The sequence below is a fragment of the Paenibacillus sp. JT22N1 genome, assembly GCF_059692155.1.
Genome location: NZ_JCAUAW010000018.1, coordinates 96197 through 121034 on the forward strand (window position 1 = coordinate 96197; position 24838 = coordinate 121034).

The 24838-nt window shown below is 44.9% G+C and carries 21 protein-coding genes; 13 read left to right on the plus strand and 8 right to left on the minus strand.

Features of this window, described 5'->3' with window-relative positions:
- Positions 1 to 531: 531 nt before the first annotated feature.
- Complete coding sequence (locus AC58UU_RS29540; RefSeq protein ID WP_497320957.1) at positions 532 to 1500, plus strand: CapA family protein; 969 nt, start codon at positions 532 to 534, stop codon at positions 1498 to 1500.
- 76 nt (positions 1501 to 1576) lie between these two features.
- On the opposite strand, the gene AC58UU_RS29545 is transcribed toward AC58UU_RS29540, so the two are convergent.
- Genes AC58UU_RS29545 through AC58UU_RS29555 form a run of 3 tightly spaced genes read right to left on the minus strand, consistent with a single transcriptional unit; the run spans position 1577 to position 4608 of the window.
- On the minus strand, positions 1577 to 2611 hold the full coding sequence (locus tag AC58UU_RS29545; RefSeq protein ID WP_497320875.1) for an NAD(P)-dependent oxidoreductase: 1035 nt from the start codon (positions 2609 to 2611) through the stop codon (positions 1577 to 1579).
- A gap of 8 nt (positions 2612 to 2619) precedes the next feature.
- Positions 2620 to 3477 carry a DUF6807 domain-containing protein gene (locus AC58UU_RS29550; protein ID WP_497320876.1) on the minus strand — a complete coding sequence of 286 codons (858 nt, stop codon included), beginning with the start codon at positions 3475 to 3477 and terminating at the stop codon, positions 2620 to 2622.
- A 27-nt stretch (positions 3478 to 3504) separates the two neighbouring features.
- Complete coding sequence (locus AC58UU_RS29555) at positions 3505 to 4608, minus strand: Gfo/Idh/MocA family protein (RefSeq protein ID WP_497320877.1); 1104 nt, start codon at positions 4606 to 4608, stop codon at positions 3505 to 3507.
- A 174-nt stretch (positions 4609 to 4782) separates the two neighbouring features.
- Between AC58UU_RS29555 and AC58UU_RS29560 the strand changes: the two genes are divergently transcribed.
- Complete coding sequence (locus tag AC58UU_RS29560; RefSeq protein WP_497320878.1) at positions 4783 to 5997, plus strand: substrate-binding domain-containing protein; 1215 nt, start codon at positions 4783 to 4785, stop codon at positions 5995 to 5997.
- A gap of 63 nt (positions 5998 to 6060) precedes the next feature.
- Here AC58UU_RS29560 and AC58UU_RS29565 read toward each other — a convergent pair whose 3' ends face one another.
- Together AC58UU_RS29565 and AC58UU_RS29570 are read right to left on the minus strand one after the other, a co-directional pair.
- On the minus strand, positions 6061 to 6669 hold the full coding sequence (locus AC58UU_RS29565; RefSeq protein ID WP_497320880.1) for a Gfo/Idh/MocA family protein: 609 nt from the start codon (positions 6667 to 6669) through the stop codon (positions 6061 to 6063).
- A 5-nt stretch (positions 6670 to 6674) separates the two neighbouring features.
- Positions 6675 to 6809, minus strand: a complete 135-nt coding sequence (locus tag AC58UU_RS29570; RefSeq protein WP_497320959.1) for a Gfo/Idh/MocA family oxidoreductase — start codon at positions 6807 to 6809, stop codon at positions 6675 to 6677.
- On the opposite strand from AC58UU_RS29570, the gene AC58UU_RS29575 reads away from it, so the two are divergent.
- Entirely contained in the window at positions 6759 to 6947 is a 189-nt protein-coding gene (locus AC58UU_RS29575; protein WP_497320881.1) for a hypothetical protein, read from the plus strand. The genes AC58UU_RS29570 and AC58UU_RS29575 overlap by 51 nt on opposite strands.
- A 71-nt stretch (positions 6948 to 7018) precedes the next feature.
- On the opposite strand, the gene AC58UU_RS29580 is transcribed toward AC58UU_RS29575, so the two are convergent.
- Positions 7019 to 8017: a zinc-binding dehydrogenase gene (locus AC58UU_RS29580; RefSeq protein ID WP_497320883.1), complete on the minus strand. Its 999-nt coding sequence runs from the start codon at positions 8015 to 8017 to the stop codon at positions 7019 to 7021.
- A 290-nt stretch (positions 8018 to 8307) separates the two neighbouring features.
- Between AC58UU_RS29580 and galE the strand changes: the two genes are divergently transcribed.
- The 3 genes from galE to nudK are packed head-to-tail and all read left to right on the plus strand — an operon-like array spanning position 8308 to position 11498.
- Complete coding sequence (gene galE / locus AC58UU_RS29585) at positions 8308 to 9330, plus strand: UDP-glucose 4-epimerase GalE (RefSeq protein ID WP_497320885.1); 1023 nt, start codon at positions 8308 to 8310, stop codon at positions 9328 to 9330.
- Positions 9327 to 10520: a MerR family transcriptional regulator gene (locus AC58UU_RS29590; RefSeq protein WP_497320887.1), complete on the plus strand. Its 1194-nt coding sequence runs from the start codon at positions 9327 to 9329 to the stop codon at positions 10518 to 10520. Before galE ends, AC58UU_RS29590 begins: the two co-directional genes overlap by 4 nt.
- 6 nt (positions 10521 to 10526) lie before the next feature.
- Positions 10527 to 11498, plus strand: coding sequence for a GDP-mannose pyrophosphatase NudK (nudK, locus tag AC58UU_RS29595; RefSeq protein WP_497320888.1), 972 nt, complete (start codon positions 10527 to 10529; stop codon positions 11496 to 11498).
- A 154-nt stretch (positions 11499 to 11652) separates the two neighbouring features.
- On the opposite strand, the gene AC58UU_RS29600 is transcribed toward nudK, so the two are convergent.
- Positions 11653 to 12486, minus strand: a complete 834-nt coding sequence (locus AC58UU_RS29600) for a helix-turn-helix domain-containing protein (RefSeq protein WP_497320890.1) — start codon at positions 12484 to 12486, stop codon at positions 11653 to 11655.
- 186 nt (positions 12487 to 12672) lie between these two features.
- Between AC58UU_RS29600 and AC58UU_RS29605 the strand changes: the two genes are divergently transcribed.
- Positions 12673 to 13740, plus strand: coding sequence for a zinc-dependent alcohol dehydrogenase (locus AC58UU_RS29605; RefSeq protein WP_497320891.1), 1068 nt, complete (start codon positions 12673 to 12675; stop codon positions 13738 to 13740).
- A gap of 314 nt (positions 13741 to 14054) precedes the next feature.
- Positions 14055 to 18980, plus strand: a complete 4926-nt coding sequence (locus AC58UU_RS29610; RefSeq protein ID WP_497320892.1) for an OmpL47-type beta-barrel domain-containing protein — start codon at positions 14055 to 14057, stop codon at positions 18978 to 18980.
- Between the two features lie 446 nt (positions 18981 to 19426).
- Here the strand turns inward: AC58UU_RS29610 and AC58UU_RS29615 are convergent, their stop codons facing one another.
- Complete coding sequence (locus AC58UU_RS29615) at positions 19427 to 20803, minus strand: extracellular solute-binding protein (RefSeq protein WP_497320894.1); 1377 nt, start codon at positions 20801 to 20803, stop codon at positions 19427 to 19429.
- A 224-nt stretch (positions 20804 to 21027) separates the two neighbouring features.
- Between AC58UU_RS29615 and AC58UU_RS29620 the strand changes: the two genes are divergently transcribed.
- The 5 genes from AC58UU_RS29620 (at position 21028) to AC58UU_RS29640 (ending at position 24837) form a co-directional block, all read left to right on the plus strand.
- A complete protein-coding gene (locus AC58UU_RS29620; protein WP_047678152.1) occupies positions 21028 to 21756 on the plus strand; it encodes an amino acid ABC transporter ATP-binding protein in 729 nt (242 codons plus the stop codon).
- A 19-nt stretch (positions 21757 to 21775) separates the two neighbouring features.
- Complete coding sequence (locus AC58UU_RS29625) at positions 21776 to 22648, plus strand: glutamate ABC transporter substrate-binding protein (protein WP_497320895.1); 873 nt, start codon at positions 21776 to 21778, stop codon at positions 22646 to 22648.
- A 69-nt stretch (positions 22649 to 22717) separates the two neighbouring features.
- Positions 22718 to 23371, plus strand: coding sequence for an amino acid ABC transporter permease (locus AC58UU_RS29630; protein ID WP_171640431.1), 654 nt, complete (start codon positions 22718 to 22720; stop codon positions 23369 to 23371).
- A gap of 20 nt (positions 23372 to 23391) precedes the next feature.
- Positions 23392 to 24042 carry an amino acid ABC transporter permease gene (locus tag AC58UU_RS29635; protein ID WP_497320896.1) on the plus strand — a complete coding sequence of 217 codons (651 nt, stop codon included), beginning with the start codon at positions 23392 to 23394 and terminating at the stop codon, positions 24040 to 24042.
- A gap of 33 nt (positions 24043 to 24075) precedes the next feature.
- The gene (locus tag AC58UU_RS29640; RefSeq protein ID WP_497320897.1) at positions 24076 to 24837 is read left to right on the plus strand and encodes a TSUP family transporter; all 762 of its coding nucleotides are present in this window, start codon (positions 24076 to 24078) and stop codon (positions 24835 to 24837) included.
- The last annotated feature ends 1 nt before the right edge of the window (position 24838 follow it).

Consider the following 24838-nt stretch of genomic DNA (forward strand, 5'->3'; position numbering starts at 1 on the left):
GTCACGTTTACCATTGGGATACTAATATTTCTAGTTGCGGGTAAAGGGTATGTTTAATTGAGGTGAATTTGTAATGTGATGTCGGAGCTGGCAACGCAGGTTGGGTGTAGGATTTTCGCTCCGTAAGGATGTTTTTCATCACTAAAGTGTGAATGCTACCAAAATGTGTTTCGTTAACGGTATAAAACAACCTTAAATGATGAGGAATCAGCTAATTAGCCCGATTTCTGCTCCATAATGATGTTTTTCATTGCTAAAGTGTGTGCCAGAGGGGTATCTCCATATTTAGCGATGATTAACATCGCTAAATACCTCGCAACGGAGGGGGACAGCTACTGGGTCCAACATTAAGAATTAACACCAGCACCAAGCACCCAGTATCATGCCCCATCATCAGCTCCCGCCCCAGCCCCCAACACCCAACACCCAACACCGACTCTCCCAACCTGTCGTACTCTAAAGCCCAGCCTATTTTACAATCAACAACTCCTCTCATCGAATAATGTGCTCATGAGAGGAGTGAAAGCGTTGGTGCAAATAACGATCGCCGCTGTCGGAGATTTGTTGATGAAGAGTGAAATCATTGACTCAGCTAAAACAGGAGATGGATATTCGTTTGATCCTATTTTTGAACCCATTAAACCTTATCTAATGGACCACGATCTAACGATTGGTAATCTGGAGACGACCTTCTCTGGGAACAGACAATTGGGACGGATGGGAATCCGACCCAAATGTAATTGTCCAATGGAACGAAGGAATCCGAGAACCGGATATCCCGTATTTAATTGCCCGGATGCACTAGCAGCAACGCTGAAAAACGCAGGGTTTCATGTATTAACAACTTCCAATAACCATTGTATGGATGGTGGTGTAGTCGGCTTAAAGCGGACTTTGAAGATCCTCGATCAACATGGGCTCAAGCATACGGGTACCTCTCGCACCCTTGATGAAGCTAATCAGCATCTGATTATGCGAGTAAAAGGGGTGAATATTGGCATTTTGTCCTATACCAAAGGGACGAATGCCATATCTGTGCCTTATCGTTGGATGGTGAATCCATTCGATCGAAAAAAGATGATTGCAGATATCCGCCAATTGAAAAACAAAACCGATTTCATCATAGTATGCTTACATTTCGGGAAAGAGTATCAGACGTACCCGAGCAGAGATCAGAAGCAATTGATGCAGTTCCTATTTAAACAAGGCGTTAACGTAGTCTTAGGCTCACATCCTCATGTGCTGCATCCAGTAACTCAGACCGTAGTGAAAGACAACGACGGCAAGGTGCGCAATCGAGTCGCTGCTTCCTCCTTGGGTAACTTCTTATCGTCGAAGCTGACAAAAAGTGAGAATACGATTCGGGGAATGATTTTGTCATTGACTCTAACTAAAAATGAAAGTGGCGTCATAGATGTTCTCAAAATTGACAGAATTCCAACGATAGTGGAGAAGAGGAAAGCGGATAAGACAACGTTTACAGTTGTTCCAGTGAGATAAACATCAAAAGTGCCTCTCTCTGTGAAATCACATGGGAGGGGCACTTTTGTTGCATTTGTTGTTTATTAATTGATTTTTATTCATGTTGTGAAAGGGGAAGGAACTGTTCGACTAGTTTTTCGGCCCAACGTTGATTTGCTTGCACAGTTCGTCCAGCGTTATGTGGGGTGTGAACGACATTGTGCCTTCCCAACAATGAATCCTGCAATGGTAAGGGCTCGATGTCAAAAACATCTGCTGCAAGGCTAATCTCATCGTTTAGAACACGCTCACGAATCGCCTGCATATCGCAAATTTCTGCTCTCGTTACCAGTACCACTAAACATCCTTTAGGCAGTGAATGAATATGCTCCGATGTAACTAGTCCTGTTGTTTTCTCTGTTAAGGGTACCATGGGTACGAAAATCTCAGCATCTTGGATGAGCTGGCTCAAGTGCCATTCTTTTCTAGCTCCAGCGCGGTGAAAGGAAGGTTCAGTAGCGAAGGGATCCCACGCCGCAACGTCTGCCCCAAGCATGCTGACAAAACTTGCATAACGAGAGGCGATATTGCCTGCCCCAACAATACGGACACGTTTACCTTCAACGGTTCCATTCGTAAAGTTGGGATCGTCACCAAACTGTTCTCCTCTTTTTTTCGGTGTGCCAACACCATTCTCAGGTTCATAATACCAAGGCTGCAAGCTTGTAATGATGTCATGATGGGTTTGAGGAATTCTACGTAAACCACATAAGGTTAGCGTCAGACCGAATTCGGATACCGATTGTCCCCAATAACCTTCGCTTGGATGCGTGTACATTTTAACCCCTGCATCTTTCAAAATGGTCATTTGTTCTTCCGTTACAGGACTCCCATAGGAGCAGGTTGTAATAACGGCTTCTTTTAAACTACTGAAAGCGTGTAAGCAATCGGATGTTACGGCTACATTTAAGGAAATCAAACGGGTAACGCTACCCGGTTCGGGAACAAGCTCTCTAAGCGTTTTTAACTCATCAGGAGCCAATCGAATAAAATCAGTTGATCCTTGGGCTTTCCAAAGTGTGTGAAAGTGATCCGCGGTCCACGGCCAGGTGGCATCGAAACTAGGATGGACGATAATAACACTTCTCATAATAGGGTTCACTCCTTGTAAATTGATATTTTTGACGCAAAATTTCGCCAGTTTTTATTTACTTGGGATGGATCCATTTCACCGCAAAATACGAGTATCCGATATTGATGGATTTGTGTTTCGCCTTTACCCAGCTCCCACTGACCTGCAATACAACGGCTTGGGGAAATCGCTAATTCTCCATCAACACGCCATGGCACTGGGTGCTCCGTATTGTTCGGATGGTCCATAAACACAAAGCCAGCGTTGTCAGTTCGGCCTTCAATCGGCATTCTGCAGGATACCCAACGGGCACGTTTTCCCTCTGCTTCACCATTCACTTGACCTTCACTATTGAGCGCTTCGCCTCCTAGTTCATGATGATAAGGCATACGAAGAAAAAGACCGCCGTAATCGAAACGTCCGAAGGTTAGCTTGATTTCTGCTCGTAAAGACCATTGGAAATCAAGCTCATATGTATTCCCCAGATCATGCAGACTCCATTGCTGCCGTTCTGTTATCATGTGGTTTCCTCGTGGATCGCGCCAATACGTTTCAACCTCCCATGAAGCATGGTGTAGGTTAATGACCGCAGGCTTGAGTGGCAGAGGGTGAAAGCTGCCGTCCTTTGGATGACGATTAACGCCTTCCTCCCAAAATCCAATGCCATTTACATCATTTAATCCGATATAAATGCCATGCTGCCAGGGGTGATGAGGCGGAGCATTTTCAGTTAACACACCTTTTCCATCCGGTGCAAGGATGGGATGAATAAAGGGACGTTGATTCTTTTGTGCATTCTGTACAAGAATCGGGTCAGGATGATCGCCACGATAAATACGTATGTTCTGTTCATCGGTTTCAGCTCTTAAATATGGGATATTCATGGTGATGGCCTCCTCATATGAAGTGTTTTACCGGAATATTGGCAACTTCACTTTCTCACCATTATTCATGGCGGATTCATGTGCGCATATTCCGGCACAAGTCCAATTGGCAGACGTATAGACGTTTGGGAAAGACTCACGTTTCTCAACTATGCTCATGATGAATTCGTGTGCCAAATGCGGATGGGAGCCACCATGCCCGTTTCCTTGTTTAAAGGATAAATGTACGTTATCTGCCGAATCGTAGACACCCTCCGTCGTATATTTACGTATGCCTTCTGGGAGCAAGTTCGCATAATCTGGAATTTCAACCCGCTTAGCGTTCTCACCTATGAAGATAACAGGTTCTTCTCCCTCTAACTGCTGCCATTCAAAGCTCATTTTATCCGCATACACGTCGAAGCTTTCAACATATTCGCGTGATGTTTCAAATAGAGAACGCGTAACCTCCATGGCAAGGTTAGAGTCACGAAGTCGGAATATCGCGGATTCGACTGCAAAAGGTGAGCCGTATTTTGCAGCAAGCTTGTCAGCTATTTGTCCAGAACCCAAGCACGAGACGAATTCTGCTTCCTTTCCAGCAAGTGCGAGCAATGGACTAACCGCGTGCGTTGCATAATGCATGGGAGGTAGCCCTTCCCAATATCCAGGCCAGCCTAACATCTCTTGTTGATGAGCTCCGCGTAGAAACTGAATCCGCCCAAGTTGGCCGCTGTCTCGCAAAGCTTTCACATATAGAAACTCGCGGGTGTAAACGCAGGTTTCCATCATCATATAATTTTTCCCAGACAGCTGTTGGGCCTCAATAATTCGCCTACAATCTTCAACAGTCGTTGCCATAGGGACCGTACAAGCTACATGCTTGCCAGCCAACAACGCTGCAATGCTTTGCTCGGCATGGTTAGGGATTGGAGAATTAATATGCACGGCATCAATGTTGTCGTCCTTCAGCATTTCATCAAAATTGGAATATCTAACTTGGATACCAAAATGGTCACCTATCTGATTCAGTGTATCCGTTGTTCTTTGACAGATGGCGAACATGTCCACATGGGGATGATTTTGATAGATTGGAATAAATTCTGCCCCAAAGCCTAAACCGACAATAGCGACTCGTATTTTTGAAGACACACTTGGATCCTCCTGTCATATTCCGTTTATAGTTTGACTTTAGACCAAAAAACAAAAGAAGTCGATGAGATTATTTGCATTTTAAAATGAGATTTTTTACCTGTCTTTCTTAGTTGTAAATAGTGGAATATAACCATATATTAATAAGTAGTGCGAAAAAGGGGTTGTTTACTAATGAGTTTATTCACATCAGGATTCAACGAAAATGTATCCATAACGAATCCACAGCAAAAACAGGTCGCTCTATTGATTGAAACTTCGAATGGGTACGCTCGTGGACTTCTTAGTGGGATAAACACCTACTTGCGTGAAAACCGTCCTTGGTCGATATTTCTCAGTGAATATAGCCGAAATAACACCGATTTGACTTGGCTGCGTGAGTGGCAGGGAGATGGCATTATCGCCCGTATAGAAAACGAGCAAACCGCTCGGTTTATTAAGGACGCGGGTCTTCCAACCGTAGATCTCAGCGCCTCAAGAATGATTCCGAGCCTTCCTTATGTAGAGACCAATGATCAATCCATTGCCCAATTGGCTGCAGAGCATTTTCTCGAACGAGGATTTAAACATATAGGGTTTTATGGGGACTCTCGTTTTCGATGGTCTAACTTACGATGCACCTATTTGGCGGCATATCTTGCGGAGAGAGGTTATGATTGCCGTACTTTTGAAACCTCTGAAAATCTATTAAGTGAAAAATCATGGAAGACAGAAAGAGACAAGCTGGTCCAATGGTTGTATGACCTACCCAAGCCGATAGGGATCATGGCGTGCTATGACATTTGCGGCCAACAGCTTCTCGAGGCTTGCCGGATTGCTCAGATTGCCGTTCCTGATGAAGTGGCTGTCCTGGGCGTGGACAACGATGAGCTCTTGTGCGAATTATCCAATCCCCCTTTATCCAGCATCAAAACGAATGCCGTCAAAACAGGCTACCAAGCAGCGGAGTTACTCGAGCGTATGATGTCAGGCGAAGTCATAGGGGGACAAATGCACTTGATTGAACCCTTAAATGTGGAGGTCCGATTGTCAACAGATGTTCTTGCTATAGAGGACAAAATGGTATCCGATGCCGTACGTTTTATTCGCAATCATGCCTATGACGATATTCAAGTTCAAGATATTCTCGAACAACTTAAGGTATCGCGCCGTATATTGGAAAGCCGGTTTCAGAAAGCATTGGGTCGCACACCACATGACGAAATCATAAATGTAAAACTAAAGCTTGTAAAAAAACTACTCCTAGATACTAAACTTCCCTTAGCAGTCATCGCCGAACGCATCGGCTTTAAACATACAGAATATATGAGTGTAGTCTTTAAGAGAGCGACTGGGATCAGGCCTGGGCAGTTTCGGCAGCAGAATAAACATCGAATTCAAGATTTGTAGACAAAAGTACCACTCTCATTGCAATCGCGTGGGAGGGGCACTTTTTTACATTGTAGAAAAGAATTAGTTAATTACCACCAGCTCCGGAATAACGACGACTTTCTTCAAATGCTGGGATTCCATACCCGCAAGTATGGTCTGAAGCGCTCTATACCCATCCACTCCAGTAATTTCATGGCCATTTCCAGATAGAATACCATCGACAAAATGATGAATAACGCCCGAATTATGCTGTTCCCCAGTCTTATTGGTTTGCAATGCCCCGACTTCATGGTAATCCCGCGTACCGTCTGAGTATTCAACGATTACCCCGAAACCGTCATCGGTTCCGATTTTCAATGTACCTTTTTCGCAGTATAACGTAGTGGCGTTAATTTCATTTGCATAATTGGTCCAGCTGGCTGTTAACGAGCCTACGGTTCCGCTTGCTGTTTTCAATAATATCATCGAGTGGTCGTCCACGTTCGTAGGCTTATGCAGCGTCGAGCAAAATGCCGTGACTTCTGTGAACCTGTCTTCCAACAGCCAGTGGATCAAATCCGCTTTATGGATGCCTAAATCACCTAATGCTCCGGAAAAGGCATGCTCCTGGTTGAAAAACCAGCTGTTTTTGCCATCTATGCTCCAATGTTCGGGTCCCGAGTGAGCGAATATCGTACTAAAGCTTAACACCTTGCCTAATTTTCCGGATTGTAAAATGTCTTTTGCTTTGCGATGTGCAGGCCCAATTCGATGGCTTCAATGGACACGGAGCTGTGAAGATGATTCGGCGTACAGACAGAAACGGCGTCAATGCCGCCACTCTGCAGCAGTTCTTGATGTGTCTCGTAGGCATTCGGGATGCCAAACTGCCTAGCGACTTCTTATGCGCGTTCCAAATTAGGATCACATACAGCTACAATGACTACATCCTTATGTGCAAGGTACTCAGGCAAGTGGCGGCGCTGTAAAATGGCCCCGCACCCAATAAGTCCTACCCTCAATTGCGATTTCACAATGCGATTCCTCTCTTCCGATTTCATCATTTTAATTTCGTCCAATCAAACAGAACGCCCATGGCAGAACTACGGTTTTGCACCAATGAATCGTACACCTGCGGGGCTTCTGATGGCGAATAATGATGGGTAATCAAAGGTAACACGTCCATTCGTCCCTGCGCGATATAACTTAAAAATAAAGCGGCCATTTCGGGATGATTCCAACCGTTGTAATTCATTTGGGCGTGAATGCCTAGAATGGAAACGGAATTGGACACAACATTGCGGCCCATTCCCTGCTCAGAAGGCGTTGCTGTATCTCCCAGCAAAATAACTCGTCCCAAAGGTTTAACGAGCCGAGTGGCTTGGGCTAGAACAGCCGGATGTCCGGTAATATCGAAGATAACATCCAGCATTCTGCCATCCGTTTTATGGTTGATTTCTTCATGTGCTTTTCCCGCATCCATGGGCAGCAGATGAATGCCCGGCCGCCCTTGAACCAGTTGCAAACGGCTCTCTGCAGGATCGATGCCGAAAATCTCTTTGACCCCAGATAGATATAAATATTGGGTAACCAACTGTCCAAGAAGTCCAAGACCGATGACGCCTACAGTTTCCCCTAGCTGGAGCTCTGCTCTTCTTACACCAAGCTGTGTTGTTTTGGAAAGGTTGATCCATACGCCTTGCTCGGCACTGATATTCTGCGGAAGAAGATAGGCATGCTTGGCATCTGTTTTAAAATATTGCGTATGCGAATTCTCGACAAATACGCGATCTCCTTTTTGTATTCCCGTAACTTCAGAGCCGATTTCTAGCACTTCAGCCACCATGCAATAACCGGGATAGAAAGGATACTTCACCCAGTCCGACCAGTTGGTATCGGGGTCAAATACACCTCTAAGGCATTGAAGCTCTGTCCCTGTACTAATCAGGGAGCATAGAGCAGCACATAAAATTTCGGTTTGGCCGAGTGCAGGATCGAACGTTTCCTTTCGCACCTCAACCTTTTGTTTTTCTGTGAAAACGATACGCAGTGTTTCCATTTCCTTACCTCCTCGAACGGGTTCATTTACCCACGAGATTAGTGTATAGGTATCAGATTGGCAAGAATAGAGCACAACTTTGCTGAAGTTTAACACTTATACAGGTAGTGCAGCTGGAGTACTACTGAGCATCCAATTATCCGATAAGCTCTTGAAAACATAAACGTAAAGACTGGTTGTTTGCCAACACATCACGTGGCGCACCTCATTAAAAATAATGATTGAACGTGACGTTACGTAACCCTATATAATTAAAAATAATACTTATTGAGATTAGTGGAGGAAAGATTATGGCGATATTGATTTGTGGAGGAGCCGGTTATGTTGGAAGCCATACTTCCGCATTATTGTTTGAAAAGAATGAAGAACTTGTCATTATAGACCGTATGGCTCGAGAACGTCAGAATGCTGTTATAGGAGGCAAGGTATACAATGGAGACTTGAATAACTCTGAATTTTTAGACAAAGTGTTCTCTGAGAATGAAATTGAAGCAGTTATTCATCTGGCTGCCAGTAGTCTTGTTGGAGAAAGCATGTCATGCCCATTGGATTATTACAATAATAATGTCGTCGGTACCTTAAGATTGCTTGAGGCGATGAATAGATATCATGTCGACAAAATTATCTTTTCTTCCACAGCTGCGATCTACGGGGATCCCAAGCGTGTTCCGATAAAGGAATCGGATAGCTCGAACCCGACGAATCCCTATGGAGAAACAAAGCTAGCCATAGAGCGAATGTTAGGTTGGGCAGATAAGGCACATGGAATCAAGTATGTTGCTTTAAGATATTTTAATGTTTCCGGTGCTCACGACAGCGGTGAAATCGGCGAGGATCACTCTCCAGAGACTCACCTTATTCCTCTGATGTTTCAAGTAGCGTTGGGGCAGAGGGAGAAAATTGTAATCTTCGGGGATGACTACCCAACCAGAGACGGAAGCTGTATTAGGGATTATGTTCATGTAATGGATATTGCAGAAGCTCATTATGTGGCATTGAATAAATTGCGCAATGACGGGCCAAGCGGGATATACAACGTTGGTAATGGAGAAGGATTCACTGTGAAAGAAGTCATTGACACTGTTAGCAAAGTTACAGGTAAGCCGATCCCTTTTGAGATAGGTGCCAAACGTGCCGGAGATCCTGCCGTATTAGTCGCATCGCCTATTCTGATTAGGAATGAACTGGGCTGGTATCCGAAACGTAGTACTTTATTAGAAATGGTCGAGAGTGCCTGGGAGTGGCATCGGCGGCATCCACATGGATTTCCTAAGATTGATCAAGGAATTCAGAAGGAGGGAAATGGGTCTTGAAGCGTGAGGATTATCTAACTACAGGGCAGATTGCACGACGAACCGGGATGACGATTAGAACTTTGCGATACTACGATCAGATTGGTTTGTTAAATCCATCACACTATAACCATGCTTCCCTACGGATGTACAGCAAAGAAGATTTAATTCGTCTGCAAAAGATTCAGACTTTAAAATATATCGGATTATCACTCAACGAAATTAAACAAATCATTCAAGACAATTCATTACCCATACATGATTTGAGAAGTTCTTTAGTCATGCAAAAAGAAATTATTCAGCAAAAAATTGCCCATATGCAGTATGTGGTGAAAGCCATTAATGAATCCATGGGTATCCTCGGTGATAGACAGGAGCAAGTGGATTGGGAAAGTCTGGGTAATCTTATTCATGCCGTTCACGTGGAAAAAGATTGGGTTGAGCAATATCACAACGCGTGCCGACTACAAACGAGAATTCAGTTATACGATAAATTCAGTGTAAACAAAATCGGTTGGCACCGTTGGCTTTTTGAGCATTTGAGCAATTCACCTAATTTGAGGATTTTAGAACTCGGTTGTGGTGATGCGGCATTATGGACCCGAAATATAGAACGTGTTCCTGAGTCTTGGAGCATCACACTTACGGATCTTTCATCAGGTATGTTGGACGAAGCGCGTAAGAACTTAGGTGAACAATACGATCGCTTCAAATTTCTTGTCGTGGATGCGCAAGCTATTCCTTATCATAACGATGAATTCGATATCGTAATCGCCAACCATATGCTTTATCATGTGCCGGATATCTCCAAAGCCATTATGGAAATACATCGGGTTTTGAAGCAAGGCGGAATGTTTTATGCTTCAACCATGAGTAAACGCCATTTGCAAGAAATCGAGCAATTAGCTAAATCATTCGATTCCCAAATCCAGGTGCTAGATCATGTAATGGAACGATTTCATTTGGATAACGGTAAGGAAATTTTGTCCCCTTGGTTTTCTGAGATCGAATGTATTCAGTATGAAGACCATATGCTTGTAGATGAAATTCAACCGCTTATCAATTACATAACTTCAACTCCAATGAATGCTAGAGAGGTTCTTAATGGAGTTACTTTAGATAAATTCAGAAAGTTTTTAAGTACCAAGCTAGAGCTAGTGGGAAGCATATATATAACGAAAGAATCCGGATTTTTCTTAGGGAGGAAATAAACAACGATGTTACAAGAGATGAACCCCAGAGTTCGCATCGTGAAAGAAGAGGTTTTATCCAACAACTGGTACGTACTAAAGAAAATAACTTTTATGTATCAAAAAAGTGATGGTACTTGGGAAACCCAAGCTCGAGAGGCTTATGACCGCGGTAATGGTGCGACCATTCTACTATATAATCGCGAGAAGAAAACAGTCGTATTAACGAGACAATTTCGAATGCCGACCTATTTAAATGGTAACGGAACGGGGATGCTTATTGAGGCATGTGCAGGTTTGTTGGACAATGACGGTCCAGAAGAAAGCATCCTTCGAGAAACGGAAGAAGAGACCGGATATCGGGTAAAGAACGTTCATAAAATAGGCGAAGCTTATATGTCCCCAGGTTCAGTGACCGAGATACTGCACTTTTATATAGCTGAATATACCGCAAATATGCTTGCCGGTGATGGTGGGGGATTAGAGGAAGAACAGGAACATATAGAAGTACTGGAAATCTCGTTAGAACAGGCATTGCAGATGGTTAAAAATGGAGAAATCAAAGACGCAAAAACGATTATGCTCTTGCAATACGCCCAAATCAACGGACTACTTGAATCCGTTAGTAAACCGCAGCACATCCTCATCGCCGGTCCCTATCGTTCCGGCACTGGTGATGATCTCCGTTTGATTGAGAGGAATATACGCTTCATGAACGAAATCGCTCTACAAGTATATGAAGCGGGGCATTTGCCTGTATTAGGCGAATGGTATGCACTTCCTCTGATGGAGACAGCTGGCTCAAAAGGGATTGGAGACGACATATTCAATCGAATGTTCCACCCGTCTTCAGTAAGATTATTGGACCATTGCGATGCGGTTCTACGAGTGGGTGGACCCTCTCAAGGTGCAGATGAAATGGTGAAGGTGGCAAAGGAAAAAGGAAAATTCATCTACAAGCATTTACATGAAGTTCCTCAGATGAAAAAAACTTATTAGGGAAGTAGCTATTTCAGCCTATGTCCAATCCTAGTTATTGGTACGTTACAGCTGACCACTTTTAATAGACTGCCGAGATTTTTCGCGGCAGTCTATTTTCTAATTCATTAAATTTATCACTCTTTCATTATATTAGCTGATGTTTAAGAGCATTTTAAATATTTTTATCAAACAAACGCTTGTATTGAACGGGAGAAATGCCTGTGTATTTCTTGAAAAGGCGGGTAAAGGTTTGAAGGTCGTTAAATCCAAGGGTGCTGCTGATTTCGGTAATGTTCATTTCTTGCATTTCCAAAAGCGATTTTGCTTTGGCGATTTTAATTTCCCGATGCAGAAGGATCGGCGATTTGCCGAACATCTCTTTAAAGTGGTTGCTTACGTAGGTTGGATTCATGTGTAAACCCTTGGCCAAATCCGATAATGAAAGCGAAGCCTCGGGCTGGGTTACAATTTTCAATAAAATGGACAAAAAGCTGTGAGACGGCTGTCTCATATCCGAGGTATTCATACTTCCCAAAGCATTGTCCAATAACAAATAAAGCAGCTCAAGAGATTTAGCTTTTTGCAAAATGATGTTAGGGATATAGCCTTCCCTTGTGGTGGAGAGAATGAATTCATCGAATACGGCTTCAAATTTTTGGTGATTTTTTAGCGGATAGATATAAGGGATCTGTAAAAACGGCAGCACATCGATCACATTCTGAATCTTGTAAGTAAAATGCCACCAGAGAAACTCGGTTTCCTCATCGCTATCTTTATATTGGTCGTGTTCCAGAAAAGTAGGGATAAAAATGACGGATCCCGGTTCAATCACATAGATTTTGTCCTGAACCCTGAGTTTGGCCGAGCCTTTTCTCACATAGGTCATCATGTAATACTCTTGAAATACACGGTTTCGGTAGTTCATCTCGCGACGGCGATGGATATCAAACTTTAACACTTTTAACTCAGCTGTTTCCAGCAGAGATGAGAGCATATCATTCTTCATGCTAGTCAACCCCTATCTTATAGTTAACTATATCATAATCGTTGGTTCTTATTTGATGCTTATCTAAATCTATTTACAGAAAATAAGGACGAAATGCTTATGAAAAAAGGTTTGACAGTCCTTTTACTATCGCTTAACATGAATAATATGATCCAGATAAATACCAATGAAGAAAGGAGGGAAGAGATGAAAGCAGTTATTTCCTTGAAAGGCAAGGTTGAAGTCTTAGACATTGAAGAACCTTCTGTTGAAACGAACCATGTACGTGTTGAAACCTGCTATTCCGCAATTAGTTCGGGCACAGAGCTGCTGCTGAAAAACCTGATGACCGATACTCCCATTCAACTTGGTTACAGTGCGATGGGAATTGTGCGGGAAATTGAGGAAGGCGTCTCCCATGTGAAGGTAGGGCAGAGAGTTGCTTGTTACGGCTCTCCTTATGTTAAGCATGCGGAATTCTTAGTGGTTCCTAAGCATTTAGTTGTTCCGCTTCCAGATGAATGCAGCTCCAAAGAAGCGTCCTTCGTCGGACTCGGTGCCATCGCCATTCATGCGCTGCGGCAAGCGGATTTGCGTTTTGGAGAATTGGTTGTCGTGGTTGGACTAGGTATACTGGGACAAATCGTATGTCGGATTGCAGACGTTTCCGGCGGCCGGGTAATCGGGCTTGATTTGTTGGCGGAACGCTGCGCCAAGCTTTCGGAAGCCTGTGCCGTTCAAGTGTGTGACAATGTACAGGATGTTAACCTTACCATCGATTCGTTACATCATCAGCATGAAGGTGTTGATGCGGTCATCATCTGCGCCAACGGTGCAAATTCCGGCATCATTGATCAGGCCCTTCGCTGGATTCGCGACAGGGGGAAAATCGTCATTGTTGGCGATGTGAAGATGGACTTCGATCGGGAGCTGATGTTTGCCAAAGAGGCGCAGGTGCTCATTTCGCGCGCTGGTGGTCCTGGGCGGTACCATGATAGCTACGAAAGCAAGGGCGTCGATTATCCGATCGGTTACGTACGTTGGACAGAAGGTCGCAACATGGCGGAATATATCCGTTTACTTGCGGAACGACGGATTTCCATTCAAACACTTATCACGCATGAGATGGCTTTACCCTCTATGACAGTGGCTTACGAATTGCTTCGCGAAACTCCGCGAGACGTATTAGGCGTTCTCATTGATTACGGGAAGGCGCAAGGAAGTGAAGCTGAGAATCAACTAAGTACTGTATCAGTATCTTTTAATATATTGTAATCACTGCTGTTCTTATATTGTCCCCATAGAAACGCTCAATGGTAACTCAGTCCGATACCGTCTATGCCATTCATTGTTGATGCGTACCTCGTTTTCTTTCATCAAATCCTACCAGTCCATGAGAGTATTATAGATACATTCAGCCATTTTTCATTTTAAAATAGCGTTGTCATGCTCCATGACTGGTCAGGTTACTGATTTTCTCTCACTTATTATATATAAATTGTAAGCGATTTCATTTAAACGATCTTTCAGTCTCGCCTATCACGACACACACTGCCGATCGGGTAGAATTTTGAAAAAGGATGATGAGAATGGCTATATCTATGGGTGAAAGAAGTCCGTTTTTCAAATGGTTGTTGGGATTGTTAGCTTTGCTATGCTTAGCTTTTTACTTGCCCTCCAACGTACGAGCCGCTGAGGCGGCGGAGATTATTCCGGTACCCAACTCCGGATTCGAGCAAGATTTGGCATCCGGTAAGATTCCTAATTGGGGTTATTTTTCTGCTGGTATACCTTCAGGACTCTCATTGTCAGAAACGATCAAATTCGCAGGCAATAGAAGCTTGAAGATAGAGAGAACAGGGGCAATAGCAGGGGCGTTAGGGGCGGAAAGCGTAAAGCTGGCCGTAACGCCCGGAAAATCTTATGAGGCAGCAGTCAAGTTGTATATTGAAAACTTCACAGGAACGCCTGCTCTTTGGATTCGCTGGCATGACGCAGCGGGAAAACCTTTGAACAAACAGGCGACTTATAACCTCACTGCACCTCCGTTAAACAAATGGTTGGACATTCGAGCCCAAGGTATTGCTCCGGCGGATGCTGCCTTTGCGACGGTCTTCGTGTATGCTTCATCGGGTACTACCATGACGGCCTATGTAGACGAGGCCCAGTTTTACCGCGTGGCCGATACAATTGCCGTGATCAATCCCGGATTTGAAGATCCTACTTCCGGAGCAACTATTCCTGGTTGGGGGTTGTTCTCAGGTACGCCCGCAAGCTCAGTGTCGATAAGTAAGGCGGTGCAGAACAGTGGGTTGTCTAGTCTGCTGATTGATGACACTTATACGGACAAAGCTGTTGGGCTGGGCACCCAAGCGATCAGTGTGAAGCCGGACGGCATATATGAAGCGAAAGCCAGTATTTACTTAGTATCCGGAGGAGCCGTGAATCTTTATTTGAAATTTTACAATTCATCAGGCAGCGAAATTGGAACATCCTCCGTTTCATATGGTACACCGCTGAATACATGGAGCCAACTCAAAATAGAGGGTATAGCTCCAGATAACGCGACCACAGCGAAGGTTTTGTTGTATTCCGGTGTAGCGACTCTTAGCAAAGCCTATTTTGATGATGTTTCATTTTCTTATAAAGGTGACGCGCTTAAATTACCGTTTAAGTATGGCGCCCCCGTCGATTTAGGCAAAGCGACGCTCACGGCGACAACCTTAGGGGGAGCAATAGGGAACGGCGAGCTCTATTTCGTAGCCAACGGCAATCCGGGGACGTTCTATGCTGTTGATGCTGCGACGGGAGTCATCAATCACTCGGAACCGGTCCCCGGTACGACGGAAACTTGGGCGGTTACGGTTGGGGCGGATCATAAGGTCTATTTTGGTGCCACCAACAATCGAATGTTTTGGAAGTACGACCCAGTCTCCCAAAAGGTCACATTAATAGGGAACAATCCCTCCAATAATTTCTTATGGGATTTGGACGCAAGTTCTAATGGTCTCATATACGGCTCTACTTATCCGGACGCCAAGGTCTTTACTTATGATATCAATACGAGTTTGTTTGCCGATCTGGGCAGCATGCATCCAACCGAGCAATATGCTCGGGGAGCCGGGGTTACCGACCAGTACTTGTATGTCGGAATCGGTTCAAAAAAGCATTTGATGCGAATGGACCGGAATAACGGAGAAAAAATTGAGATCCAATTGCCATTCACGGGCATGGATGATTTCGTGCACAACATTTCTCCTTACAACGGACTGCTTTACATTGCACATGGTACATCTCTCGCCGTCGTAAACGAACTGACGTTCGAAGTGAAGAAGCAAATTGCCTATACGGCTCCAGAGGCATTTGACGGCAAAATCTCACCTCCGTCACCTTATGACGCCAATTTGCTTTATTACCGCAATAAATTTTCGAACAATTTGTGGGCGTATAATGTCTCAACGAATACGGTAGGGCCTGTGACAGCGCAGGATACACTTCCCGTAGCTGGGAGCAAAGCTATCGATTGGATCACTTTACCTGGCGTCGGCCAAGTGTTGGCTACGCTGTACGATAACGGCAAATACACGCTCTATAATCCGAACGATAATTCTATACAAACCTTCCAAGTGGCTATGGCAAGAGACGGTGTCAATATTCAAAGTATGGCGGAAGGCCCTGATCATAAGCTCTATCTCGGCGGTTACATTGATGGGATGAGTGTGTTCAATGAATCCACTCAAAGCTACGATGTGCAAGCCTCATCCCCTAAATCTCCCCATCAAGTGGAGGAGATCGGCTTTTTGAATGGCAAGACCTATTTCGGCGCTTATGGTGGAGCGCGCGTTTACCGTTACGATGCAAGTCTGCCTTATAACTATGGGGAAACAAAAGCGAACAATCCAGGGCTTGTTTACACAATTCCGCAGAGTCAAGATCGGCCTTATGCGTTTGCTTCTGGCGATAACAAGCTGTTTATCGGAACGGTACCGGTCTACGGCAATATGGGCGGTAGCTTGACCATCTACAATGAAACGACGGATAAGTGGACGTCAACTCGTAACGTTGTAGAAGATCAAAGTATCATTGCGCTTGCCTATAAAGACGGCGTTGTCTACGGTGGCACCTCCATCGAAGGGGGGCTCGGCACAACGACGCCAACCACAGCGGTGGCTAAACTGTTCAAATGGGATGTAGCAACAAGTACCAAGCTGGATGAGTTTGTACCCGTCATCCCTGGCTTGACGTCCCCAAGATTACTCGGCGGTTTGTCTTTCGGTCCTGACGGACTGTTATGGGGCGGCGCATGGGGGAAGGACGATCAAGGGGGGCAGATTTTTGTTATCTATGCGATGAATCCCGTCACCAATGCGGTTATGAAAAGTAAGCTGCTCTACCCGAATGCAAGCGGTGGCAGCACATGGCGATCCTTTTATTTACGTTGGGGGCAAGACGGACTGCTGTATACAACAATTGCTCGTTATGTGACTGCAATCGATCCCGTCACCATGAAAGCGCGTAAACTTGTAGATACCCAGACGAATTTGATGGACTTGGGTGTGGACGGCAGCATCTACTATACATCGGGGCCAACCTTATTCAAACTGCCCGTTCCGCTAGCTCAAGCATCCATTTCGATGGCCAAGGTTACGCTGGATCAGGGGCAAAGTGAGCCGATTATCAGTTCTGGCGTTCTGGAGAACGGACTGCCGGCCATCTTGGCAGGGGGCACCACTTCCTTCACAAGCAGCGACCCGACTGTTCTGTCCGTTGTGTATGGGGAGGTTAAAGCGCTCAAAGCGGGAACGGCGAACGTTTATGCTGATATTACTTTAGGTGGAAAGACGATCAGAACGAACACGATCGGAGTTACAGTGACTCGCCCACTGGTTATTGATCCGACCTTTACTGCAGATAAGACAACGCCGACCAACACGGACGTCATCGTAACGATCAGCTATCCAACTAACGCAGCAGTGAAAGAATATAAACTAGGCACAAGCGGAGTTTGGACAGCATACACAAGCCCTATCGCCGTTTCGGACAACAACACCTTGTATGCAAAAGCAACGGATGCCGCAGGCAACGTATCCAATGAAACGAGTTATGTGATAAGCAATATCGATAAAATAGCTCCAGTTACTACAGCAAGCGTATCGCCTTTGCAGCCGGATGGACTGAACGGGACGTACGCAAGTCCGGTCACGGTTACATTGAATAGCAGCGATAGCTCATCGGGTGTAGCCAAAACCGAGTACAGTCTGGATAACGGGACTACATGGCAGCTTTATACAGCGCCAGTTGCGTTTGATAAGCAAGGCCAGGTCAAAGTGAGTTATAAGTCAACGGATCAAGCAGGGAATGTTGAGTTCCCACAAATGGTTAGCTTTACGCTGTCGTCTACAGCTGTTAAGGTTCAACTCAAAGACAGCAGCGGAAATCCACTCAGTGGAGGGGTAGTCAGTTATTACGACGGAGGATGGAAGGATTTTGGCATAACAGATGCCACAGGATCCGTAAGTAAAACATTGCCGAATAAGAGCTACACCTTCTCGATGAAATATGAAGGTACGATCAAAGAGAAGGTACAAAATACAGGAACTGATACTGTGGTTGCGTTCCAGACGATTAAAGTCAAACTGCAGTTGAAGGATAGCCAAGGGAATCCGCTGGATGTCGGTAGTGCGAGCTATTATGCAGGAAGCTGGCGTGCTATCGGAACTACAAGCGGTGGTGAGATTAGCAAGGAATTATTGCCTGGCTCCTATACGTTTGACATGACTTATGAAGGAACGCACAAGGAAAAGGTACAGAATACCGAAACTGACGCTGTGATTGTGTTCCAGACGGTTAAAGTCAAGCTGCAATTGAAGGACAGCCAAGGGAATCCGCTGGATGTCGGCAGTGCGAGCTACTATGCAGGAAGCTGGCGGGCTATCGGATCTACAACCGGAGGCGAAATTAGCAAGGAATTATTGCCTGGCTCCTATACGTTTGACATGACTTATGAAGGAACGCACAAGGAAAAGGTGCAGAATATTGGAATCGATGCTGTGGTTGTGTTCCAGACGATCAACGTTATAGTGCAGCTGAAAGATAGCCAAGGGAATCCACTCGATGGAGGTATAGTGAGCTATTATGCAGGAAGCTGGCGGGCTATCGGAACTACAAGCGGCGGTGAGATTAGTAAGGAATTATTGCATGGTTCCTATACGTTTGACATGACTTATGAAGGAACACACAACGAAAAGGTACAAAATATTGGAACTGATCCTGTGGTTGTCTACCAGACGATCAATGTTAAGGTGCAGCTGAAGGATAGCCAAGGGAATCCAGTTAATGGCGGCATAGTAAGCTACTATGCTGGAAGCTGGCGGCCTTTCGGAACTACAAACAACGGAGAGATTAACAAGGAATTATTGTCTGGTTCCTATACGTTTAGTGCGACTAATGGAGGAACTAACAAGGAAAGTGTAAATAACATCGCAACAAATCCAACGGTACTATTTCAGCTGTGAGTATAGCCTTACGATAGCCGTTTTGCCGAAGGAGGGTTCTTGCCACTTAGGCTATGTAAAAATTAAAAAATCGGGTAGGGGAGCGTTTGCTCCTCTACCCGATTTTTTGTGGGATCGTCGATTCATTCATCTCACGAGGTTGCTGGATGAATGAATCCCTATTCGCGGTTGAATCATGTTGCAGAAAGTGCAACAATTGCTGCCTAAATCTCGCCTCTTTCTCTTCGTTGTTGCATAATGTACAACAATTTGGCCCTATACAAGCCATTTCGTAACAAATGGGCTCAAAGTGTTGTACAAACTGCAACTTCAAGGGGAAAAATAGCCTTTGGGCGTGTGAATTGTTGTAGAAACTACAACAATGGTAACCTCCTTAGCCCATCTACCTTCACGAAGCAGGTTGTTTGCCCGGCGCCATCAAGACCTCCACCCGTGTTATTGTCTATTTAGTGGGCGTCTTTCAGCCTTCGGCAAACCGTCTCGAAGTCGTCGAGACGTGCCCAGTACAGCTTGAGAATGTGACGCATGGTTTCCAGTTCGTGGAAAGTAACATTCATGTCGGTGTAGAAACTAAATGTCGGGATGATGTCCCGGTACATGAAGAACCGGGAAGGACGCGCCAACGTTTCTTCCCCGATCCACTCAGCTGCCGTTTTGACACTAGGAATAGTAAGGGTGGTTTTGCGAATATGCAGCTGTGCTTCGTTCGAAACGAGAAAATCGAGCATGGCTTGGGCTGCTTCCTTGTGCTTGCTCGACTTAATGACCGCAAGACCAATGATTAAGAGCTGAGTCTTCGCTTCTAACGAATAGGGAAGAGGTGCGATGTCATAGGCGAATTCAGCATTACGCAAATGGTTCAAGCTGTAATAGCTGGTCACAATCATGGACGTTTTTTGCTGCAAGAAGAATCGCTCGGCATCAGAGTCATTCTCCGACATATAGACGGTGTCTGGGTTCATTCCTTCAAATAGCCCAAGGCTTGTTTGCAGGGCTTCCCGAAAATTATCGTTGTTGAAAATCAGCTTACCATGTTGATCGCGTTCAAAAACGACCTTGTTTTGCAGCAAAAAGAGCGGCCACCGATTGATGGATTGCAGGTGAAACAAGATGCCGATTCGGTCATGTTTTTGCGTTAAGGCTAGCGCTGCTTTCTGGACATCGTTCCAACTCCAACTGCTATCCGGCTCAGGCAATGCTGCTTCCTTGAAATGATCTCGGTTGTAACACAAGACGATCGGTGAAAAAACAAACGGCTGCACGTACAAATGGCTGTCTTTGGTGAACGGTCCCGATAGAAAGGTATACGTGCCATTCTTTCGTTCAAGCGGCTCTAGGATATCCGAGACTGCTCCAGTTTCAGTAACCGTTTCGTAGTTTTGGGTATTTAAAGTGATAAGGTCGAGCGCGTCTCTCTCCATGGCTTCTTTCGCGTTCTGAGAAAAGTACGAATTCGAAAGAGGAATCAACTGGACGACAATATGCGGATGCTGCTGTTGAAACTTTTCGACCAGTTCCATTAAATTAGCTTCAAGGGCGAGAGTAGGGTAATAACCGAATTTCAGGGTAAGCTTTTCGTTCCGACCCGTCCCAACAACGCGCGTCCCGATTCGCGGCGCTTTTTCGATCATTTCCTGATCGAGTAGTGCTTCCAGTCCTTTGCGAACCGAGTTTTTACTAAGCTGAAACTGTTCAGCAAGTGTTAATTCGGAAGGTAAAAAGTCACCGGGCTGAAGTTTTCCGGTTACGATGTCGCTGCGTAATGTCGTGACCATATCTTCCAGTCGGGTTCGGAAGGTTGATCGTTTAGGTTTACCCGCCATTTATTTTAGAACCTCCGGGCCATTCAATGTTGGTATCTATCTGGATTATATTATAGTATGCCAAGCAGATCGGACACAAGGTTCGTAATCATGCTGTCATAGTTTTTTTCTAAATAAATGTCGGATTGCATAAGATTCCATAGTTTTTTCCTTATTATTTAAATGTGTTAATTTATATAACAAATAGTTTACATCAATGATGATTCATCGAAGGGGGGGTTCCATTGATCTCATTTCGTCAAGTAGAGAAGCATTACGGCGACTTTCATGTGCTCAAAGGAATTAATCTTCAGATCAAGCAGGGTGAAGTTGTTGTCGTTGTAGGTCCGTCAGGTTCAGGCAAGAGTACGCTGCTAAGGTGTATCAACCGACTGGAAACCATCACAAGCGGTGAGCTTATCGTGAATGAGTATAAGGTCAGCGATAAGAAGATGGATATGAACAAGCTGCGTCGAGATATCGGGATGGTATTCCAGCATTTCAATCTATATCCGCATAAGAAAGTGATCGATAACATTACGCTTGCTCCGATGAAGGTGCATGGTATGGCTAAGAAAGAAGCCGACGAGATCGCGATGTATTTTCTGGATAAGGTTGGTATTCAGGATAAGGCGTACAGTTTTCCTTCACAGTTATCAGGTGGACAGCAGCAGCGTGTGGCCATTGCGAGGGGACTGGCGATGAAGCCGAAGATTATGTTGTTTGATGAGCCCACATCAGCCTTGGATCCGGAAATGGTTGGAGAGGTCCTTGATGTAATGAAGGCGCTTGCAAACGAAGGGATGACGATGGTTGTGGTTACGCACGAGATGGGCTTTGCCCGTGAAGTAGCCGATCGCGTTGTTTTTATGGACAAAGGTCAGATTGTAGAAGAGTCACCTCCCGAGGAATTCTTCGTCAACCCTCGTGAAGAAAGAGCGAAATTATTTCTGAATCGGGTACTTAACCATTAATAAGGAGATGAACAAAACCATGATGTCAAAAAAGTGGAATTTCATGTTTATGTTAATTACGATATTCGCATTGGCGGGGTGTGCCTCTAACGGCACAAAAGGAGGCGCATCAAGCGCTCCGGCTAGCTCTCCGGCAGCAAGCAGCGCTCCAAGCACTGCAAAGCCGGCAGGTGGAGCGACCGTTCTGGATGAGATCAAAAGCAGAGGCAAAGTTGTCGTTGGTGTGAAATTTGATACTAAGCTATTCGGTTTGAAAAACCCGACTGGTGGTGAAGTTGAAGGCTTCGACATCGACATTGCGAAAGCATTAGCGAAAGAAATCCTGGGCGATGAGAAGAAAATTGAGTTAAAAGAAGTAACGTCCAAGACGCGCATTCCGATGCTCGACAACAAAGAGATTGATATGATTGTCGCGACGATGACGATTACCGAAGAGCGGAAGAAACAAGTTGAGTTTTCTAATGTTTATTTTAAAGCCGGACAGTCTTTGCTCGTCAAGAAAGGTAGCCCTATTAAGAGTGTAGCAGATGTTAAAAAAGGAACGAAAGTATTGGCTGTGAAAGGCGCTACTTCCGTTGCGAATATTAAAGCGAAATCCCCAGATGCCACCATACTTGAGTTTGATAATTACCAAGATGCTTTCAGCGCCCTGAAAGCGGGTCAAGGGGACACGTTGACCACAGATAATGCCATCCTCTATGGCATGATGGAACAAGATAAGAACTTCGAAGTGGTTGGCGAACCGTTTACGGATGAGCCTTATGGCATTGCGATTAAAAAAGGTGAAACAACGCTTCAAGCCGCGGTGAATGATGGACTGAAGAAACTGGAGTCCAGCGGTCAATACGCGAAAATCTACGAGAAATGGATTGGCAAAGCGCCAACCAAATAAGAGTAACAAGAATAAAAGAAGAGATGGGTGGCAGCTGCTGCCCATCTTCTGTCTATGAGGGGGGAGCGCATGCCGGATTTCTCGATTTTTACCGATTATTTTGATATCTACATGAAGGGCTTCTTCAACACGATTATTGCCAGCGTTATTGCGTTAATTGGCAGTTTTGTGCTGGGTACGATTATTGCCATTTTTCGTATTGGATCGGTGAAACCGCTGCAATGGATTGGGACTGCCTATGTAGAGTTCATTCGAAACATACCGCTCTTGCTTGTTGTATTTGTTTTCTTCTATGGCCTGCCGTCCATGGGTATTACCCTTAGCGGATTTGTATGCGGGACCTTAGGCCTTACGGTATACACGGCATCTTTTATTGCAGAAGCGATCCGAGCCGGTATTATGTCGGTGCCCAAAGGTCAATCTGAGGCAGCACAATCCTCGGGACTGACCTATTTCCAAACCATGTGGCATATCGTCCTTCCGCAAGCAATCAAAATTGTCATACCACCGCTTAGCAATCAATTTATTAACCTCGTTAAGAACTCTTCCGTACTTGGCGTATTCGCAGGCTTTGATCTCATGTATTTCGGTGATCAGGTCGCAAGTGAGACTTATGCTACGTTCGATACCTATATCTTCGTTGCTGTGCTTTATTTGATACTCACGCTGCCGCTAAGTTACGTGGCCTTGCGCCTAGAACGTAAATTAGCTCGTACGGACTGACTTTAGGGGGAGGTGAACGAATGGATATCATGCATGCTTTCTCGGCTGATAATGTAAGGTTTGTATTTGAAGGTTTCTATATGACGCTTAAAGTCGCTGCGATCTCTATTGTATTGAGCTTTATCGTGGGGTGTATTGTCGGTACGATCCGGTATACGAAGCTTCCGGTTGTTTCACCAATTCTGGCTATAGCAGTTGAGCTTCTTCGCAATTTACCATTGCTCTTAATCATATTTTTCGCAAGATTCGCCCTACCAGATATCGGGATTAAACTCGGACCTATGAATGCAACGATCTTGGCATTAACATTATTTGAAGGCGCGATGATTGCGGAGATTGTGCGAAGCGGCCTGAATTCCATCGATAAAGGGCAGATTGAAGCCGCTAGATCTTCAGGACTAGGCTATGTGCAAACACTTTGGCATATTATTCTACCTCAGGGGCTGCGCCGTATGATGCCTCCACTAGTGAGTCAATTTATTTCCTTGTTAAAAGATACTTCTCTGGCGATTGTTATTTCCTTGCCTGAATTGATGCACCATGCGAAAATAGTAATTGGACAAAACTACAGTTATACCATGCCCATTCTATTTTTAGTGGCTATTCTGTATTTCGCTGTGAATTATGCCTTATCATTAGCAGCCCGCAGGATGGAATCAAGATTGGTATAGAGGAATATAACATCCAGAAGGAGTCTTGGCATCATGTTACATGTAAGTTGGGAAATGATGATATTCATCATCATCGGTGGTTTTGTAGCGGCTTATGTAGATTCTGTCGTTGGTGGAGGGGGGCTGATCGCTCTTCCGGTTCTGCTGGCAACGGGGTTACCCCCGGCTGTTGCGCTAGGAACGAACAAATTGGCGGGCACCATGTCATCACTGACAAGTACGATTTCTTTCATGCGGTCTGGGAATGTTGATCTGAAAGCAGTACGAGGTTTGTTCATATTGTCTCTCTTAGGAGCTGTGTGCGGAACGATGGTGCTGCGGCAAATTCCATCTGATTTCTTAAAGCCGTTAGTTGTCGTTATGCTTATATTGATCACCATCTACACGATTTTTCGCAAAAATTGGGGAGATATTTCTACCTTCAGTCAATTCTCAACGAAAACAGCGATGTTAATGGGCTGCGCAGCATTCGGTTTGGGCTTTTATGATGGTTTCTTCGGACCGGGGACTGGTTCCTTTCTTATTTTCGTTTTTCTGATGTTAGGATTCGATTTCGTCAAAGCAGCTGGTAATTCCAAGGTACTAAATTTCGGGAGCAACGTGGCTAGCTTGGCTACTTTCATGGTTCTAGGATCCATTAATTATGGGATTGGCATTCCGATGGGAATAGCCATGGTTTGTGGATCTTTACTGGGCTCACGCATGGCGATCCGCAAAGGCTCAGCGTACGTTCGACCGCTATTTCTTACCGTTTGTATAATCCTCATTGGTAAACAGATATGGGATATCTTGTAGG